17 protein-coding genes are annotated in these 17,201 nt (G+C 63.1%); 2 read left to right on the plus strand and 15 right to left on the minus strand.

The window, feature by feature from the left end:
* The first annotated feature begins 16 nt into the window (after positions 1-16).
* Complete coding sequence (locus P353_RS19485) at positions 17-1,054, plus strand: DctP family TRAP transporter solute-binding subunit (protein WP_034373292.1); 1,038 nt, start codon at positions 17-19, stop codon at positions 1,052-1,054.
* Positions 1,055-1,341: 287 nt separating this feature from the next.
* Here P353_RS19485 and P353_RS19490 read toward each other — a convergent pair whose 3' ends face one another.
* From P353_RS19490 to P353_RS29640, 9 genes are all read right to left on the minus strand, one after another.
* Positions 1,342-2,283 carry a 2-hydroxyacid dehydrogenase gene (locus P353_RS19490; protein ID WP_034373293.1) on the minus strand — a complete coding sequence of 314 codons (942 nt, stop codon included), beginning with the start codon at positions 2,281-2,283 and terminating at the stop codon, positions 1,342-1,344.
* A 93-nt stretch (positions 2,284-2,376) separates the two neighbouring features.
* The gene (locus P353_RS19495; protein ID WP_034373295.1) at positions 2,377-3,345 is read right to left on the minus strand and encodes a PDR/VanB family oxidoreductase; all 969 of its coding nucleotides are present in this window, start codon (positions 3,343-3,345) and stop codon (positions 2,377-2,379) included.
* A 30-nt stretch (positions 3,346-3,375) separates the two neighbouring features.
* Complete coding sequence (locus P353_RS19500) at positions 3,376-4,455, minus strand: Rieske 2Fe-2S domain-containing protein (RefSeq protein ID WP_034373297.1); 1,080 nt, start codon at positions 4,453-4,455, stop codon at positions 3,376-3,378.
* Positions 4,456-4,469: 14 nt separating this feature from the next.
* Positions 4,470-5,825: an MFS transporter gene (locus tag P353_RS19505; RefSeq protein ID WP_034373300.1), complete on the minus strand. Its 1,356-nt coding sequence runs from the start codon at positions 5,823-5,825 to the stop codon at positions 4,470-4,472.
* A 161-nt stretch (positions 5,826-5,986) separates the two neighbouring features.
* Positions 5,987-6,466, minus strand: coding sequence for a MarR family winged helix-turn-helix transcriptional regulator (locus tag P353_RS19510; protein ID WP_034373304.1), 480 nt, complete (start codon positions 6,464-6,466; stop codon positions 5,987-5,989).
* Between the two features lie 108 nt (positions 6,467-6,574).
* Positions 6,575-7,651 (minus strand): aromatic ring-hydroxylating oxygenase subunit alpha, encoded by a 1,077-nt coding sequence (locus P353_RS19515; protein WP_034374108.1) that lies wholly within the window; start codon positions 7,649-7,651, stop codon positions 6,575-6,577.
* Positions 7,652-7,746: 95 nt separating this feature from the next.
* Entirely contained in the window at positions 7,747-8,511 is a 765-nt protein-coding gene (locus P353_RS19520) for a GntR family transcriptional regulator (protein WP_034373307.1), read from the minus strand.
* A 181-nt stretch (positions 8,512-8,692) separates the two neighbouring features.
* A complete protein-coding gene (locus tag P353_RS19525; protein WP_034373310.1) occupies positions 8,693-10,522 on the minus strand; it encodes an ABCB family ABC transporter ATP-binding protein/permease in 1,830 nt (609 codons plus the stop codon).
* Positions 10,480-10,971, minus strand: coding sequence for a hypothetical protein (locus tag P353_RS29640; protein ID WP_196354082.1), 492 nt, complete (start codon positions 10,969-10,971; stop codon positions 10,480-10,482). Before P353_RS29640 ends, P353_RS19525 begins: the two co-directional genes overlap by 43 nt.
* A 212-nt stretch (positions 10,972-11,183) precedes the next feature.
* On the opposite strand from P353_RS29640, the gene P353_RS19535 reads away from it, so the two are divergent.
* Positions 11,184-11,654, plus strand: coding sequence for an acyl-CoA thioesterase (locus P353_RS19535; protein ID WP_034373313.1), 471 nt, complete (start codon positions 11,184-11,186; stop codon positions 11,652-11,654).
* A gap of 64 nt (positions 11,655-11,718) precedes the next feature.
* Here the strand turns inward: P353_RS19535 and P353_RS19540 are convergent, their stop codons facing one another.
* The 6 genes from P353_RS19540 to P353_RS19565 form a co-directional block, all read right to left on the minus strand.
* Positions 11,719-12,372 carry a bactofilin family protein gene (locus P353_RS19540; RefSeq protein WP_034373316.1) on the minus strand — a complete coding sequence of 218 codons (654 nt, stop codon included), beginning with the start codon at positions 12,370-12,372 and terminating at the stop codon, positions 11,719-11,721.
* A gap of 241 nt (positions 12,373-12,613) precedes the next feature.
* The gene (locus P353_RS19545; RefSeq protein ID WP_052084943.1) at positions 12,614-13,126 is read right to left on the minus strand and encodes a thioesterase family protein; all 513 of its coding nucleotides are present in this window, start codon (positions 13,124-13,126) and stop codon (positions 12,614-12,616) included.
* Between the two features lie 175 nt (positions 13,127-13,301).
* Positions 13,302-14,096 (minus strand): enoyl-CoA hydratase, encoded by a 795-nt coding sequence (locus P353_RS19550; RefSeq protein WP_034373319.1) that lies wholly within the window; start codon positions 14,094-14,096, stop codon positions 13,302-13,304.
* A 46-nt stretch (positions 14,097-14,142) separates the two neighbouring features.
* The gene (locus tag P353_RS19555; protein WP_034373322.1) at positions 14,143-14,976 is read right to left on the minus strand and encodes an acyl-CoA thioesterase; all 834 of its coding nucleotides are present in this window, start codon (positions 14,974-14,976) and stop codon (positions 14,143-14,145) included.
* Between the two features lie 37 nt (positions 14,977-15,013).
* Positions 15,014-15,979 carry an alpha/beta fold hydrolase gene (locus tag P353_RS19560; RefSeq protein WP_034373324.1) on the minus strand — a complete coding sequence of 322 codons (966 nt, stop codon included), beginning with the start codon at positions 15,977-15,979 and terminating at the stop codon, positions 15,014-15,016.
* An 11-nt stretch (positions 15,980-15,990) separates the two neighbouring features.
* Positions 15,991-17,187, minus strand: coding sequence for an acetyl-CoA C-acyltransferase (locus P353_RS19565; RefSeq protein WP_034373327.1), 1,197 nt, complete (start codon positions 17,185-17,187; stop codon positions 15,991-15,993).
* Positions 17,188-17,201 lie beyond the last annotated feature (14 nt).

Raw genomic sequence — 17,201 nt, forward strand, 5'->3', positions numbered from 1 at the left:
AAGGGAGACAAACCAAATGAAACTTCGTACCTTCCTCGCATCCGCCGTGGCCACGGCCGCCGCTTTGGCCTTTGCATCGCCCATGGCCATGGCACAGACCAAGTACAAGAGCGAATACCGCATGTCCCTGGTGCTGGGCACGGCCTTCCCCTGGGGCAAGGGCGGCGAGTTGTGGGCCGACAAGGTGCGCGAGCGCACCCAGGGCCGCATCAACATCAAGCTCTACCCCGGCACCTCGCTGGTCCAGGGCGACCAGACGCGCGAGTTCTCCGCGCTGCGCCAGGGCGTGATCGACATGGCGGTGGGCTCGACCATCAACTGGTCGCCCCAGGTCAAGTCGCTGAACCTGTTCTCCATGCCCTTTCTCTTCCCCAACTTCAAGGCCGTGGATGCCGTGACCCAGGGCGAAGTGGGCCAGGAAATCTTCAAGACCCTGGAAAAAGGCGGTGTGGTGCCTCTGGCCTGGGGTGAGAACGGCTACCGCGAAATCTCCAACTCCAAGCACGCCATCAAGACGCCTGCCGACCTCAAGGGCATGAAGATCCGCGTCGTGGGCTCGCCCCTGTTCCTGGACACTTTCACGGCACTGGGTGCCAACCCCACGCAGATGAGCTGGGCCGATGCCCAGCCCGCCATGGCCAGCGGCGCCGTGGACGGCCAGGAGAACCCCATCGGCGTGTACATGGCGGCCAAGCTGCAATCGGTGGGCCAGAAGCATCTGACCATGTGGGGCTATATGAACGACCCGCTGATCTTCGTCGTCAACAAGGACGTGTGGGCCAGCTGGACGCCTGCCGACCAGGCCATCGTCAAGCAGGCCGCGCTGGATGCCGCCAAGGAAGAAATCGCCATTGCACGCAAGGGCCTGATCGAGGCCGACAAGCCCTTGCTCAAGGACCTGGCCGGCCTGGGCGTGACCGTGACCACGCCTAACGCGGCCGAGCGCGAAGCCTTTGTCAAGGCCACGCGCCCCGTCTACGACAAGTGGAAGAGCCAGATCGGCGCACCGCTGGTCGACAAGGCCGAAAAGGCCATTGCTGCCAGCCAGAAATAAGCTCCCCCTGAGCCGCTACGCCTAGGCGGCCCCGCGGCTTCCCCCTCTCTCTTCGGGAGGGGGACGACACCCTCGCTGCGGGGCGGCCCTTGCTTGGTGTCACTGGTTTGGTCCGCGCCAGTTTCATGGCGCCGCAGATAGTAAAAATCCCCGCACGGCTTGCCGTGGTGGGGATTTTTTTGCTATGAATATCAAAGCTACAAGCGCTTGATATAAGGGATTTTCAATGCTATATCGTATTGAAATACAACAATATCAAGCGCAAGCAGCTTTCAATTCAATAGCACTCAAATGGGCGAAACCAAGGGCTTGCCATCCAGATGGCAGCGCATATTGGCGATGAAGCGATCCACCGAGTTCTGCACCGCCTCGGGCGACCAGCCGCCCACATGGGGCGTCAGCACCACGGCGTCCAGATCGATGAGTTCCTGCGGCGGCTGCGGCTCGCTTTCGTAGACATCCAGCCCGGCACCGGCCAGACGGCCTGTGCGCACGGCGTCGGCCAGCGCTGTGGTATCGACCACCGAGCCGCGCGCGATATTCACCAGCACGCCTTTTTCGCCCAGCGCATCGAGCACCTCGGCATTGATCAGATGGCGGGTGCCAGTGCCTCCCGGCGTGGCCACCAACAGCACATCGGCCCAGGTGGCCAGCGCCAGCAGATCGTCGAAGTACTGGTGCTCGACTCCCTCGCGCGGCTTGCGGTTGTGATAGCCGACGGGCATGTCGAACGCGGCCGCGCGCCTGGCGATCTTGGCGCCGATCTGGCCCAGTCCCACGATGCCCAGGCGCTTGCCCGAGACATTGGCCGGCAGCGGCAGGGCCGAGCGCCAGATGCCGGCACGCGTGGCCTTGTCCAGCTTGACGAGGCCGCGCACCGCGGCGATCAGCAGACCCATGGCGTGGTCGGCCACGCAGTCGTCGTTCGTCCCCACGCCGTTGCCGACGGCAATCCCGTGCGCCTTCGCATAGGCCACGTCGATGTTCTCGTAGCCCGCGCCCATGGCGCAGACCAGCGACAGCCGCGGCATGCGCTGCATCTGCGCGGCCGACAGGCCCGTCGCACCAATCGTGCACACGCATTGCACGCGTGCGCCGTGGGCGGCGATTGCGGCCTCGGCCTGATCGACCTCGGGCGCATAGATCACATCAAAGTCGGCAAAGGTCTGCTCCATCTGCTGCAGATGGGCGGGGACCTGGAGGTTCAGAACTAGCAGGGCAGGCTTCATGGCGGGAACGCGGCGCTTTCATGGAAAACGCCTATTTTGAGCAGGCTGCGCCAGCCCTGCCCGCGCATGGTCAAAGCCTGCCCGATCCGCTGCTCACAGATCCAGCACCAGGCGACCCGACCTGGCGCGCGAGCAGCAGGGCAGGAACTGGTCGTTGGCTGCCTGCTCGTCTTCCGTCAGATACATATCGCGGTGATCGGGCTGACCCGAGATGACGCGCGTCAGGCAGGTGCCGCAGACGCCCTGCTCGCACGAGGTCTGCACGCAGACGCCGATGGACTCCAGCGCCTGCACCACGGTCTGCGCCGGCGTGACGCGCACCACCTGGCCGCTGCTGGCGACTTCCACCTCGAAGCTCTCGTCGTCGTCGCGGTGCTCCACTTCGGCGGCAAAGAACTCGTAGTGCAGCTGCTCGGCAGGCCAGCCCGCCGCTCGCGCCGTGTCGAGCACGGCGTCCATGAAGCCCTTGGGCCCGCACACATACAGATGCTGCCCCTGCTCTCTTTGCTGCAGCAATTCGCTCAATCCCAGCGACGACTTTCCATTCACGTCATCCACATGGATCTGCGCCTTGTCAGCCCATTGCGCCGCCTCGATGGCCTGGGCAAACGCCATGCGCTCGCGCGAGCGGCCGCAGTAGTGCAGTGCGAAATCCGCACCGTCGCTCGCCAGCTTGCGCGCCATCGCCAGAATCGGCGTGATGCCTATGCCGCCTGCCAGCAGCAGGTGCTTGCGGGCCGGCGCATGCAGCTCGAAATGGTTGCGCGGCAGGCTGATGGTGATCTGCTGGCCGGCCTGCAGCTGCTCGTGCACGGCCGCCGAGCCACCGCGCGAAGCGGGCTCGCGCAGCACGGCAATCACATAGCGATCCAGCTCTGCCGGATCGTTGCTCAGCGAGTACTGGCGCACCAGCCCTCCGGGCAGGTGCACATCGATGTGCGCACCCGCACTGAACGGCGCCAGGCTGCTGCCTTCCAGAGCCCGCAACTCCAGGCTGCAGATGCCAGCCGCCTGCTCCTGCTTGTGCGCAATGCGCACCTCGAACGTGGTTTCAGTCTTCATCTCGGGTACTTCTCTTTTGCTTGTGCGTCGCTAGGCCTGCGCCTTTGAGGCTTGCGCGCCGGCCTGGCGCAAACGCTCGATCACGCGCCGCGCACGGTTGGGCCCCACATCCACGTGGATATCCACCACGGAGCGTGAACCAAAGCGTTGCTGGTTGCGGAACTGGGCTTCGATGACCACCTTGTCTTCCTCAAAGGTGGCCGCCGTCTGATCGATCACCAGCTGTGTCGTGTCCAGCATCTGCGGATGCGGATTGGTCGCGATCGTCCAGAAGTAATGCGCGCTGGTCTCCGTCTCCGGCGTCACGCCGTGAAAGCCGCGCATATGAAATCCTTCGCGCGCCGGGTTGTCCAGCCTGTCCTGGCCGGCATCCATGGCACCGGTCCAGATACGCACATGCGAGGGGTGGAACTCCACTTCCTGCCAGCGATCGATGCGGCCCTGAAAAGGCCAGGCCTGTGCATAAGTAGGTGGAGGGTCCGAATCCGGCATCCAGCGCACCACCTTCACGCTGTCCCCGTCCTGGCTGACCTTGAGATCCGCGTTCATATGCACGCGGGCGTTGCCGCCGATGGTCTTGAGGTGCACATAGCCCAGATGGCTCAGATCCAGCAGATTGTCGTGAATCAGCTGATACGGAGCGTCGTAGTGGTAGACGCCGCCGCCAAAACGATATTGCGGGTCGCTGTGCACGGCATAGGCCGGCGGCTCCGTGCCCGGCACGGAATCCGGCGTCGCGCCCATCCAGATCCAGAGAATCTGGTCGCGCTCGCGCAGATCGAAGGATTTCACGCAGGCCTTGGCTGGAATCCGTTCCTGGCCCGGTATTTCGAGGCACTGCCCCTCATGGCTGAAGAGCAGACCATGGTAGCCACAACGCAGACCCGCAGCTTCCACCGTGCCGCAGGACAGCGGCAACTCGCGGTGGCAGCAGCGATCCTCAAGCGCCGCAACGCGGCCATCTTGCGTGCGAAACAGCACCACCGGCTGACCCAGCAAGGTGCGCGCCACCGGCTGGTCCTTGAGCTCCCAGGCAAAGCCTGCCACATACCATTGATCCAGCGCAAAGGCCGGCATGGCTGCGCTCATGGTTTGAGAAATCTGGTTCATCGAAGTCTCCCTGCTCAATGAGCGGCCACTGTTTCGGACGCGGTGCGCCTGTGCGCGGCCTGCGGGCCGGCAATGCGGTGCAGGGACACGATGACGGCAGCCAGGACAAACGCCATGCCATAACCCAGGTACAGCTGATCGGGCGACCAGGCCGCATCCAGCAGGCCGCCGGCCACCAGCGGCGACACAATTGCACCGATGCGGCCGATGCCGATGCCCCAGCCCACACCGGTGGCGCGCACATCGCTGCCGTAGACCACCGGCGCAATCGCATAGAGGCCGGCCACGCAGGCATTCACAAACACGCCGATCAGGAAGGCCAGCGTGTACGACATCCACAGCGCACCGGAGCTGCCCACCAGAAAGCACAGCAGCACTGCCGTCACCAGCATGAAGACCGCCAGCGCACGGTGAATCGCAAAGCGCGCCGCCAGCAGACCCAGCAAGGTCGCGCCCAGAATGCCGCCCAGGCTCAGCAGCACGCCCGTGGTCACGCCCTGCTCGGGCGTCAGGCCCGAGGCTGCCAGCAGCTTGGGCGTCCAGCTCATCACGAAATAAAAGCCGAACATCACCGAGAAGAAGGACAGCCAGACCAGCAAGGTGGGGCGCAGCAGTTGGGGAGACAGCAGCTGCAAAGGACCCATGCGCTTGCTTTCACCGCTGCCTGCGACCACGGACTGAGGCAGGGAGCCCAGTGCGGGCAGGCCCATCTTGTGGATCAGTGCATTGAGACGCTGCAGCGCATTGGCGGGCCGCTTGACCAGCAAAAAGTCCATTGACTCCGGCAAGACAAACCAGGCCAGAACCAGCACCGCCAGCGTGGAAAAGCCGCCGAACATGAAGACGGAACGCCAGCCATGGTGGGCCAGCAGCCAGACCGCAATGCTGCCGCCGATGGTCGCGCCCAGCGCATAGCCGGTCGATTGCAGCGTGACGGCCAGACTGCGCCAGCGCAGCGAGGCATATTCGCTGGCAATCACATTGCTGCAAGCCAGAATGCCCCCCACGCCCAGGCCCGTGATCACGCGCAGCACCGCAAGCTGCGTGGGCGTCTGGCTCCAGGCCGACGCCAGCATGCCCAGCCCGGACACGGCCAGGCACAGCAGGATCAGGGGACGGCGCCCCAGCTTGTCGGCCATGGGCGCCAGCAGCAGCGAACCGGCCGCCATGCCGAAAAGCCCGGCACTGAGCAAAAAGCCCAGCTCCGAGCCGCTGAGCTTCCAGTGCGCCGACACCGCCGAAGCCGTGAAAGCCATCACCAGCACGTCAAAACCATCGATCATGTTCAGGGCCATGCATACCGCGATGACCGACCATTGGAAGGTCGTCATGGGCCGCTGGTCCAGATGCGCGCGCAAATCCTGTTCCATCGTTGTCTCCTTGTTTTTTATCATTCATTCAGCATACTGAATCACATTCAGTTTACTGAATGAACTCTTGATCCAGCACAAGTGGATTCCCTAGTCGTGCCGGTTCACTGCCGGCGCTGGCCGGCGTGATCGTGGTGAAGACGCCGCGCCAGAACGAGCTGCTAGCCGTTGATCGCCGCTTGCTCGCCGGTTTCAGCGCTGTCGTGCAACTGCACGAACTTGCGCAGCAGACGCTTGAACTCCGCCTGCTCCTCGGGCTCCAGCGCGGAGAGCATGCGCTGCTGTAGCTCGTAGACATTGGGCACAAATGCGGCCAGCATGGCTTCGCCCTCGGTGCTCAGACTCAAGCGGCGCTGACGCCTTGGCAGCAGCTCGCGATGAATCCAGCCCTTGCTTTCCAGCCGCGCAGCGATATCGGCCGTGGTCGAGTTGTCCAGTGCGACAAGACGCGCCAGCGTCACCTGATCGATGCCGGGAGACTCTTGCAGCATGCGCAGGATGGCGTACTGAACCGGCGTCACATCGGGGCCCAGCACTTCTCGAAACAGCAGCGCAGCAATCTGCTGGGCTCGTCGAATCAGATGACCTGGCTGGTCGTAGAGATCCAGGGAAAGCGGGTTGGGTGTGGTGGGCGATTCCATGCAGCAGCGTAGCAAGGGCAGCGCTGCCGATGGACATCGCTGACTCCGATTCGAGGAGCTGCAAGATTACTCCATCTACAGACATGATCTGCCCCTGCCTGCAGCCGCTCAAGCCAGCGCCGCAACGCCCGACTCGTTTTTCTCCTGGTCGATCAGGCGCTCGATGATCTTGCGCGACTGCACGCCGCCGGCATCGATATTGAGCTTGAGCAGCTGACGCTGAGGATAGTCCTCAAGATTGCGCTGCTGCAGCTCCAGCATCTCCAGGTCTTCACTGAAGATCTTGTGCTGGCCCTGCTTGATGGCCGCCGTCACCGATGCATCGCCAGGATTGAACTTGCGCGCCATGCCCCAGAAGTACCACATGCTGCCATCGGTCTCTGGAGTGATGAAGTCCACCACCATGCTGTAGACCTTGTGCTCGTCCGCGGCGTCATAGCCGCCCTTGCCGGCATGTGCCACACCGACCTCGATCAGCACATGGCTGGGAGGGGTGAAGCGGCAGACCTGCCAGCGGTCCACAGGCACTTCATCGGCCAGACCATTGCTGCGCAATGCCATCTTCCAGAACGGAGGCGCCTCGATGTTCTCCATGAAGCGGCTGGTGACCACCTCGCTGTCGCCGATGACCTCGGTCTTGCAGGGCGTCTCGTCGATCTCCGCTTGGCCGATGCTGCTGGCATGCACATAGGTCTCATGGGTCAGGTCCATGAGGTTGTCGATCATCAGGCGATAGTCGGCCTTGATGTGGAACAGGCCGCCGTCATAGGCCCACTCGGGGTTGTCATGCCATGGCAGATCCGGGATCAGCGCTGCATCGGCCTCATCCTTGTCACCCGGCCAGACCCAGACAAAGCCGTAACGCTCTTCCACCGGGTAGCTCTTGATGGCAGGAAAGCCGCGCACGCGCTGACCGGGCATGGCAACCGTCTTGCCGTCGCAGCCCATCTCCAGCCCGTGATAGCCGCAGACCAGCTTGCCTTCGCAGACGCGGCCCAGCGACAGCGGTGCGCCGCGATGCGGGCAGAAGTCCTCGACGGCAGCCATCTTGCCCTCCAGTGCACGATAGAAAACCATGCGCTCACCGCAGATCTGGCGCCCCAGCGGCTTGTCCGTGACTTCGGCCGCAGTGGCAGCTACATACCAGGTGTTGCGAGGATAGGTGGGCTGTGCTTGCTTGCTCATCATGGGTGTCTCCTTGTATTTATCGGTCGGGGTCGGGGTCGGGGTCGGGGTCGGGGTCGGGTCCGGGCACCGCCTGCTGCGCCACGGACCGGGCATCAGCGGCTGGCGCGAATCAGTTGCGCACCGGGTACGCGTGTGGTCTCGGGCGAGCGCATGGCTTCGCGCAGATTGCGCCGCGCAATGCGCGAGTGCTCTTTCATCAACGCCTCGGCACGCGCGCCTTCGCGGTGCTCGATGGCGTCAATCACTTCGCGGTGCTGCTCCTGCGCCAGGATCAGGCTGCGAAGCGCGCGCGGCGACTCGGAGTCGGCCACCACAAAGCCAGAGGGGGAGGCAAAGGGCAGGCGCTTGACCCGCTCCAGCTCGCGCTGCATGAAGCTGCTGCCCGACATCTCCAGCAGGATGTCGTGAAATTCGGAGTTCAAGGCCACATAGGCGGAAAACGCTTCGTCGCCCCAGTTCTGGGCATCCAGCACACGGTCGATGGCATCCAGACAGCGCGCGGCTCGCGCCAGCAGGGCTTCATCCACACCGCGCTCGGCCGCCATGCGCGCCGCCAGACCTTCCAGCGTCCCGCGCAGCTCGATGGCGTCCGACACATCGGCTTCGGACAGCACGCGCACCTTGTAGCCGCGCCCGCCAGCCGTGGCTTCCAGCATGCCCTCCTGCTCAAGCCGCATCAGCGCTGCGCGTATGGGGGTGCGGGAGATGCCCAGACGCTCAGCCAGCACCAGCTCGGAGATGCGCTCTCCGGCAGCCATCTCGCCGGCAAGAATCATTTCGCGCAGCTGCAGCTGCGCCTTCACGACCTGGGAATGGTTTTCTTCCGCTGCAGCAGCGGGGGCAATGGAGGGTGGCATGTCTCGCGGGTATTTAGTTCTTGGTAGACGGAAGAAATGTATACATAAAAATCAAATAACAGCTATTTAATTGCAAATTCAAGGGTAAACACCTAACAACATGTATACATACAAGCAATGCAGGCGCAAAAAAAGCCACCCTAAGGTGGCCTGTGAGAAGTCTGGCTAAAAGTGGCCGCACTCAGGCGGGAATCTCCGCAGACTCCGCCTGGTTGAGCTGCATATTCCACATGCTGGAGTAGCGCCCGCCGGCGGCCAGCAGCTCCTCGTGGGTGCCGCGCTCGATGATGCGGCCGCTGTCCATGACCAGGATTTCATGCGCTTCGACCACGGTGGACAGGCGGTGGGCAATGACCAGTGAGGTCTTGCCCTGCGCCGCGCTGCGCAGCTCGTTCTGGATGGCGCGCTCGTTGGCGCTGTCCAGTGCCGAAGTTGCTTCGTCGAAGATCAGGATCGGCGGGTTCTTGAGCAGGGTGCGCGCAATCGCCACACGCTGCTTTTCACCGCCCGAGAGCTTGAGGCCGCGCTCGCCCACCCGCGTGGCATAGCCCTGCGGCGTGCGCTCGATGAAGTCATGGATGCGTGCAGCCTTGGCCGCTGCAACCACCTGCTCCTGCGTGGCGCCCGGTTGCCCATAGGCAATGTTGTAGGCCACCGTGTCGTTGAACAGCACCGTATCTTGCGGAACGATGCCCACGCAGTGACGTACGCTGCTCTGGGTCACCGTGCGGATGTCCTGCCCGGCAATGCGCACATGGCCGCCCTGCACGTCGTAGAAGCGAAACAGCAGACGTGCCAGCGTGCTCTTGCCCGAACCCGAGGGACCGACCACGGCCACGGTCTTGCCCGCAGGAATGGTGAAGCTCACGTCATGCAATATGGGCCGCGCGCTATCGTAGGCGAACTGCACGTTTTCAAAGCGCACTTCAGGCGGCGGATTGTCAATCTGCAAGGGCTGGGCACCGGGCGCATCAGCCACTTCTCGCTCCTTGTCCATGAGCGTGAACATGCGGTTCAGGTCGGTCAGGCTCTGCTTGATCTCGCGGTAGATCACGCCCAGGAAATTCAGCGGAATGTAGAGCTGAATCATGAAGGCATTGATCATGACCAGATCGCCCAGCGTCAGCCTGCCGTCGACCACGCCCTGCGTGGCACGCCACAGAATGGCCACCAGCGCCGCTCCGATGATGAGCTGCTGGCCGCAGTTGAGCATGGACAGCGTGGTCTGGCTCTTGAGCCGCACGCGACGCAGGTTCTCGAGGTTCTCGTCGTAGCGCGCTGACTCGAACTGCTCGTTGTTGAAGTACTTGACGGTCTCATAGTTCAGCAACGAGTCAATGGCCTTGGTATGGGCCGCCGACTCCTGCGCATTGGCCTCTTTTCTGAAGCGTGTGCGCCACTCCGTCACTGTGACCGTGAAGCCGATATAGAACACCAGCGCTGCCAGCGTGATGACGGCAAACCAGATGTCGAAACGCACGGCCAGAATGCCCAGCACCAGCGCCATCTCAATCAGCGTGGGCAAGATGGAGTAGAGCGAATACGAGATCAGCGACTCGGTGCTGCGCACGCCGCGCTCGATGTCGCGCGTCATGCCGCCGGTCTGGCGCTCCAGATGAAAGCGCAGGCTCAGTGCATGCAGATGCTCGAAGGTAGACAGCGCAATAGAGCGCGATGCCCCTTGCGTGGCCTTGGAAAAGACCAGGTCCCGCAGCTCGGTGAACATGGTGGAGGAAAAGCGCAGCAATCCATAGGCCGCCAGCAGCCCCATGGGGACCACCAGCACGGCCTGCGCCTGCCCGGGCTTGATATCCAGCGCATCGACCAAGTGCTTGAGCAAGATGGGCACGCCCACATTGGCCAGCTTGGCGCAGATCATGAATGCCAGCGCCGCCAGCGCATGCCATTTATAGCTCCAGATATAGGGAATGAGGCGACGCAGCGTGGCGCCGTCTGACTGGTTTGCCGCTACTGCGGCTTCTTCTGGGGTTGCAGGTAACTGTGAACGCATTGTGGGGCTGTGTCGCCCTGCAGGCAGTCGGAGCCGCGGTAGAGGGCGTCTATTTCGATGACGGGAATCTGGGTACCCACGAATTCTGCCTGTCCCGTCACTTTTGCGCTCACCCAGACCAGGGTGAAGGGCTGTAGCAACTGTCTGTCATACGGACCTGCACCGCAGGCCTTGAAGAAGCTTGCCTCGCGCGGCCAGGACAGAAAGCCCTGCTCGCTGAACTCGGCATGCAGCAAAACCATGCAATCGCGCTGCTCGCCGACCGACTCTATGGTGCGCAGCCCGCCAGCCCAGCAGACACGCGCATTCAGCGCACCGGCCTGCAAGGCCTGCCTGGGAGTCATTGCAGTGAAAGGCCCGGCCAGCGCTGCCGCGCCGGTCAAGGGCTCGGGATGGCAGGAGGGCTGCACGGCCTGTACAAGCGACTTGAGTGACGTTGCAGATGCCATATCGTCTCTGCCCGATACTGGGGCTTTTACCGGATGGCTGTTGCAGGCCGCCAGCACGACACTCAGGCATCCACAGATCCACCACAAACACCGTCCCATAGTTACTCCCTACTTACTTGCCCGAACCGTCGTTAGTGGCTTTTCCTCGCCAACATGGTAGAAACCCGATGTTGAGGGACAATTCAATCTTTCCATTCGTGTCACAGATTTCCATGCCCCCCCGTTCGCCCGACCTTCCCAGCGTTGCCCTGCCCGCCGACAAGGAACTGGTTCTCAAAGTCGTGCCCATGCCTGCCGATGTCAATGCCAATGGCGACATCTTCGGTGGCTGGGTCATGGCTCAGGTGGATCTGGCCGGCTCGGTGCTGCCCCAGCGCATCAGCCACACCCGCATGGTGACCGTGGCCGTCAACGAATTCATCTTCAAGCAACCCGTGCGCGTGGGCGACATTCTGTCCTTTTATGCCGGCGTGCAGCATGTGGGTCGTACCTCGGTCGCCGTGGATGTGCAAGTCTTTGCCGAGCGCTTTTCCGACCAGGGCAAATATGTCAAAGTGACCGAGGCCCGCCTGACCTATGTGGCCATAGACGCCACCGGCAAGCCCCAGTCTCTGCCTGACACCGAGCAGACACGCGCCTGGCGCGAGAAAATCCAGGCTCAGGCTGCTGCCGCCAAGAGCTGACATTGTTCAGACATAAAAAAGCGACCTCTGAAGGTCGCTTTTTTCATGGGCTGTGCGCAGAGATTCAGGCGACTGCAGCGCTACCCGTCGTTTCACTGCTGCTGGCCACACCGGTCACCTGGCTGCTGGCGCTGCTGCCGGCACTGCTCTTGCTCCAGGCTGAAGCAGAGGCATTGCTGGAACTGCTGGCGCCGGAACGGGTTCCCGCTTCGATCTGCCCCGTCAGCTCGCCGCCCTCTTCGATCACCACCTTGCCATAGCGGATCGTGCCACTGACCTTGCCGGAACCATAGATCACCAGCTTTTCGCGCACCGTGAGAGTGCCGTCGAACTTGCCGTGGATTTCTGCAATATCGATCTCGGCTGTGCCATGAAAAGCACCCTGTTCGGCAATCTTGATGACACGGGAGTTCATGGTCGCCTCAACCGTTCCCTCCACTACCAAGGTGTCGCAGTCCGTGATTTCCACGCCCTTGAGCTTGATGTTCGGACCGACGGTCAGCTTGCTGCCTCCGTTTTCCTCCGCAGCAGGCGCGGTGGGAGCTGCAGTCGCAGCCGCACGCATGGTGCTGGATGACGCCGTGCCAAGGCCCGCGTTACTCAGAGAGCTGGCGCCAGATGTCGCAGCACTATTCGCTGTCGAAAGCCCGGTGACGGAATTGCGTGGAGGAAAGCTATCGTTTTCACGTTTGCCGAAGAACGGGTTTTGCACAGCCATGGCAGGAATCTCCTAGTCAGAAAGCGCCATCCTATGCAGCATAAGCGGCAACATTTGCCCTTATCTCGCAATAACGGTAAGCAAAGCTTTCACAAGTTTCAGTTACTTGCATGCATTGCCTGATCTCACACAATGAAAGATTTGGCAGCATCCGGGCAAGCGTTCACTTGCCCGTCTTTGAAGCACATTTTGCTGCCAGTCCATATTTCGCAGGCGCTTTACGCTCTCGTTTCAGAGATCGTCAAGAGACGATATAGGCCGCGGTGCCGGTCGAGAGCAGCTCGCCATCCACCGACAGAAACTCCATCTGAGTGTTCGCCACCCGCGAGCCAAGGCGCAGCACTCTGGCGTTGAGCAGAAATTCCTTGCCGATGCCGGGGCGCATGTAGTCCACACGCAGATCGATTGTGCCCAGCCGGGAAAACCGATGCAGTCTTTGCGCGGGCGTATCGTCCATATGCTTGGCCGCAATGGCCGCCATCACCGCCAGCCCGCCCATGGAGTCCAGGCCGGCGCTGATCACGCCGCCATGAATGCGCTGGTAGGCCGAATGTCCGATCAGATCGGGGCGCATGGCGATATGCCCCTGCACCAGCGTGGGTGTGATCTCGCCGATCTTCAGACCGATCGTCTGGTTGAAGGCCACGCGCGTTTCAAAGATCTCGCGCAAGCCGGAGATGAACTCAGGCTCGAACTGCACGGACTCGGCAATTTCCTGCGCTGAATTACGGGACGGTACAAACCTGGATGTCATAGGCAACCCTGAAAAGAGGTCAAAGAAAAATCGCCCGACAAGGGGCGATTTTCAGTTCGGCACGGCCGCAAGCCGGCGAAGCTGGCCTGGATTCGGCACATGCCGAAATCCGGGTGGCGCCTTGGGTAGAAACACCCCCATCGCTGCGCTCAGCTTGCTGCCTCAATGTCTGACTTCAGCACTGGCTGAAGTCAGGGTGGCGTTTTTCCATGAAGGCCGTCAGTGCTTCCTTGGCCGCGGGCTCGCGCAGCATGCGGGCGAAGACCGCGCCCTCTTCCACGATACGCTCGCCCACTGCCTTGGCCTGGCCGCCCTTCATCAGGCGCTTGGTCTCGATCAGCGAGGACAGGGGCTTGCGCGCCAGCTTTCTGGCCTGGGCCTGTGCCACGGCATTGCATTCGCTGGGCGGCACCACGCGGTTGATCAGGCCCACCTCCAGCGCGGCTTCTGCCATGAAGGGCTCGCCCAGCAGCAGGGCCTCGGCGGCGCGGTGATAACCCAGCATCTGGGGCAGAAGCAGGCTGGACGCGGCTTCGGGGCATACGCCCAGGTTGATGAAGGGCAGCGAGAATGCGGCGTTATCGCCGGCATAGACCAGATCGCAGTGCAGCAGCAGCGTGGTGCCAATGCCCACGGCCGGACCACAGACGGCAGCAATCAGCGGCTTGGGACAGGCCGAGACTTCCTGCAAAAAACGCCACACGGGCGCATCGGCCCCCATGGCACCAGGGGTTGAGGCCTGCTTCAGGAAGTCCGCAATATCGTTGCCTGCGCTGAAGATGGCGATGTCGCCCTGAAACACCACCACGCGCACGCCTGCGTCCACCTTGGCGGCGGCCAATGCATCCGCCATCTGGGTGTACATGGCCTCGGTGAAGGAGTTCTTCTTTGCCGCACGGTTGAAGGTGATGGTGCACACGCCCTCTTCGGTGTGCACCAGGATGTCCTGGCTATCCTGGGTATTGCTCATGGTCTTGCCTTGTGAATGATGTGAACAGCTTGCCGGTTTCGGCGCGCTATTCCTTGTAGTAAACAATCTGGTGGCTGGTCGCCAGCATCTGGCCGGACTGGCTCCACAGCTGGGCCGTCTGGTCAAAAAATCCGTTGCGAAACTCCTGCCCGCGCGCCTGCGCCAGCAGCAATCCGTCGCCTGCCGCAGCAAGTTCCTCGCGTCCGGCATGGAAGTAGACCGTGATGGACACCGTACCCGCGGGCACGCGCCTGGAGCGGCGCAGCCACGCCCGCGGAAAGAACACGTCGGAGACCGCAGCCAGCGACGCGAAATCCAGCGGACGCGGCGGATTGTCTCTCACCCACAGTCGCGTCAGACTGTCGCGCTCGGCACCGTCCTCTTCACGCGGCAGGATTCCGTCCACAAATCGCATCTCATAGCGGGTCAGCCACTCGGAGGCCTTGAACAGCGGCGGCACACGCTCCACCTCGGCGGCAGCCCGGACCTCGGGCATGGGCATATCGCTGACGCTCCAGGTCTGACGGCGTACCGCGGTCACGGCCGTGGCCGTGGTCACGATCTGCGGCTGGCCCTGGGCATCGGGCTGGGTGATCGTCAGCAGCCAGTGCTGGGTGGAGCGGTTGGTACGCACCGGGTTGGCGTCGATCTCGAAAGCACCCGGCCCCACGGCAGCCGCATAGTTGACGGTGATGGACAGCGGATCGCCCAGGCACTGCGGGTGTTGCTGAATGGCCTGCACCAGGCTGGCCGCCGTGATGCCGCCATAAGGACCGACCATATTCCAGTAGTCGGGCGAGGCCGCTCCCTGGTACTGATTGGGCACGCCCGTAGCGGTCAGCGCTACGGCACGATCAAAGGGGTGGAGGTCTGTGCTCATGATTGGCAGTGTTGCCCAAGGGCGGTAATGAAAGCCGTCAAACAGGTGACTCATGCGGCCCGAACAAGGGTTTGCCTGGGCCGCGATCACCGGCGCGCCAGCTCTGCAGCAAAGGCAACAGGGGCTGCCACAGTAGCTCGCGCATCTCTTCCTTGAAATACCCCAGATGGCCTATGCGTCCGGCCGGAGCCAGCCCCGGGTCCACTCGCTCCAGCGTGCTGGGCGCACTTTTGTACCAGTCCACCAGCGACTGCACGCTGGCCAGCGACATCATTTCGTCGTCCTCGAAATACAGCGCATGCAAGGGGTAGTGGGCTGCTGCATAGGCCTCGGCGGCCCAGCGCCCCTCCACCCCCATGGCGTACAGAGGATTCAGGCACCAGCGACGCCACTGCCAGATCACGCCTGCCGGCAGATCGCCCACGATGCCCAGCTTGCGCCCCGGAAAAGCGCCGTACAAAGCCGTGACCAGCGGAGCGACACCCCACCAGAACAGCCCGATCATGCGCCTGGTGGGCGCCGCGTTGTCGCGCCAGTAGCCGCTGCCGCTGCCCACGGACAACAAGCCGTTGATGGGCAAGGGGATGGAGGCCAGGCCCGGCAGTTGCGAACCCACGCTATGACCAATCCAGATCAGTGGCTGCTGGGGAAACTGCTGCTTGAGCTGCGCGGCCACCAGCTCGCAGTCCTTGGCCCAGTCCAGCAGGTCGGCCCTGGCATCGCGCAGCGGCACCTGCAGCGAGAGGCCATGACCGCGGTAGTCGAAGGTGGTGACGCCATAGCCCTGCTCCGCCAGCCAGCGGGCAAAAGCCTGGTAGTAGCTTTGCTGCACGCCCATGGCGCCCGCCACCACCACCTGGGCCAGCGGCGCTGCCGCCCTGGGCTGACACTGGCGCAGCACCAGATGGGCCGAGCCCACGGAGATGGGCAAGGCCAACTCCGTCCATTGCACGGCGGCTTGCACCGGAACTTGCCCAGAGGCTTGCGACGGGTTGGTCTGCATGGTCGCAGCGTTCAGACGCGCTCGAAGATGCCTGCCGCGCCCTGACCCATGCCCACGCACATGGTCACCATGCCGTACTTGAGCTGCTTGCGTTGCAGCGCATGCACCACGGTGGCGGCACGGATGGCTCCGGTCGCCCCCAGGGGATGGCCCAGTGCAATCGCGCCGCCCATGGGGTTGACCTTGCTCTGGTCCAGACCCAGGGTGTTGATGACGGCCAGGGACTGGGCCGCAAAGGCCTCGTTGAGCTCGTACCAGTCGATATCGTCCTGCTTGAGACCCGCGTAGCGCAGCGCAGCGGGAATGGCCTCGATAGGGCCAATGCCCATGATGGCGGGCGGCACGCCCTTGCTGGCATAGCTGACAAAGCGCGCCAGCGGCGTCAGGCCGAAGCGCTTGACGGCATCGCCGCTGGCAATGATCAGCGCGCCCGCGCCGTCGCTGGTCTGCGAGCTATTGCCCGCAGTGACCGAGCCGCGCGCCGCAAACACGGTGCGCAGCTTGGCCAGGCCTTCGAGGCTGGTATCGGGGCGCGGGCCTTCGTCCAGACTCACGGTGCGCGTGCTGGTCACAGTTTCACCCGTGGCAATGTTCAGCGTGCGGTCGGTGACTTCGATCGGCGTGATCTCGGCGGCAAACTCGCCTGCCTGCTGCGCGGCGATCGCGCGGCGGTGCGATTCGAGTGCAAACGCATCCTGCGCCTCGCGCGAGACCTTCCATTGCTGGGCCACCTTCTCTGCCGTCAGGCCCATGCCGTAGGCAATGCCGACATCGCCATCGCGCTCGAAGATGCTGGGCGAGAGGCTGGGCGCATTGCCCATCATGGGCACCATGCTCATGCTCTCCACACCGGCGGCAATCATCACATCGGCTTCACCGACGCGGATACGGTCTGCCGCCATGGCCACAGCCGACAGGCCAGAGGCGCAGAAGCGGTTGACGGTGATGCCGCCGATGCTGGTGGGCAGCCCTGCCAGCACGGCACCGATACGCGCCACATTCAGGCCCTGCTGGGCTTCGGGAATCGCGCAGCCGCAGACGATGTCCTCGATCGCCCTGGGGTCCAGGCCGGGCACCTGGGCCAGCGCCGCCTTGAGCGTGGTGGCCAGCAGATCGTCGGGACGGTAGTTGCGGAAAAAGCCCTTGTGCGAGCGCCCGATGGGCGTGCGCGTGGCAGCAACGATATAGGCGTCTTGTACTTGCTTCATTTTTGTTTCTCCTC

It is taken from the genome of Comamonas testosteroni, from assembly GCF_000761245.1.
GTDB lineage: Bacteria > Pseudomonadota > Gammaproteobacteria > Burkholderiales > Burkholderiaceae_C > Comamonas > Comamonas testosteroni_C.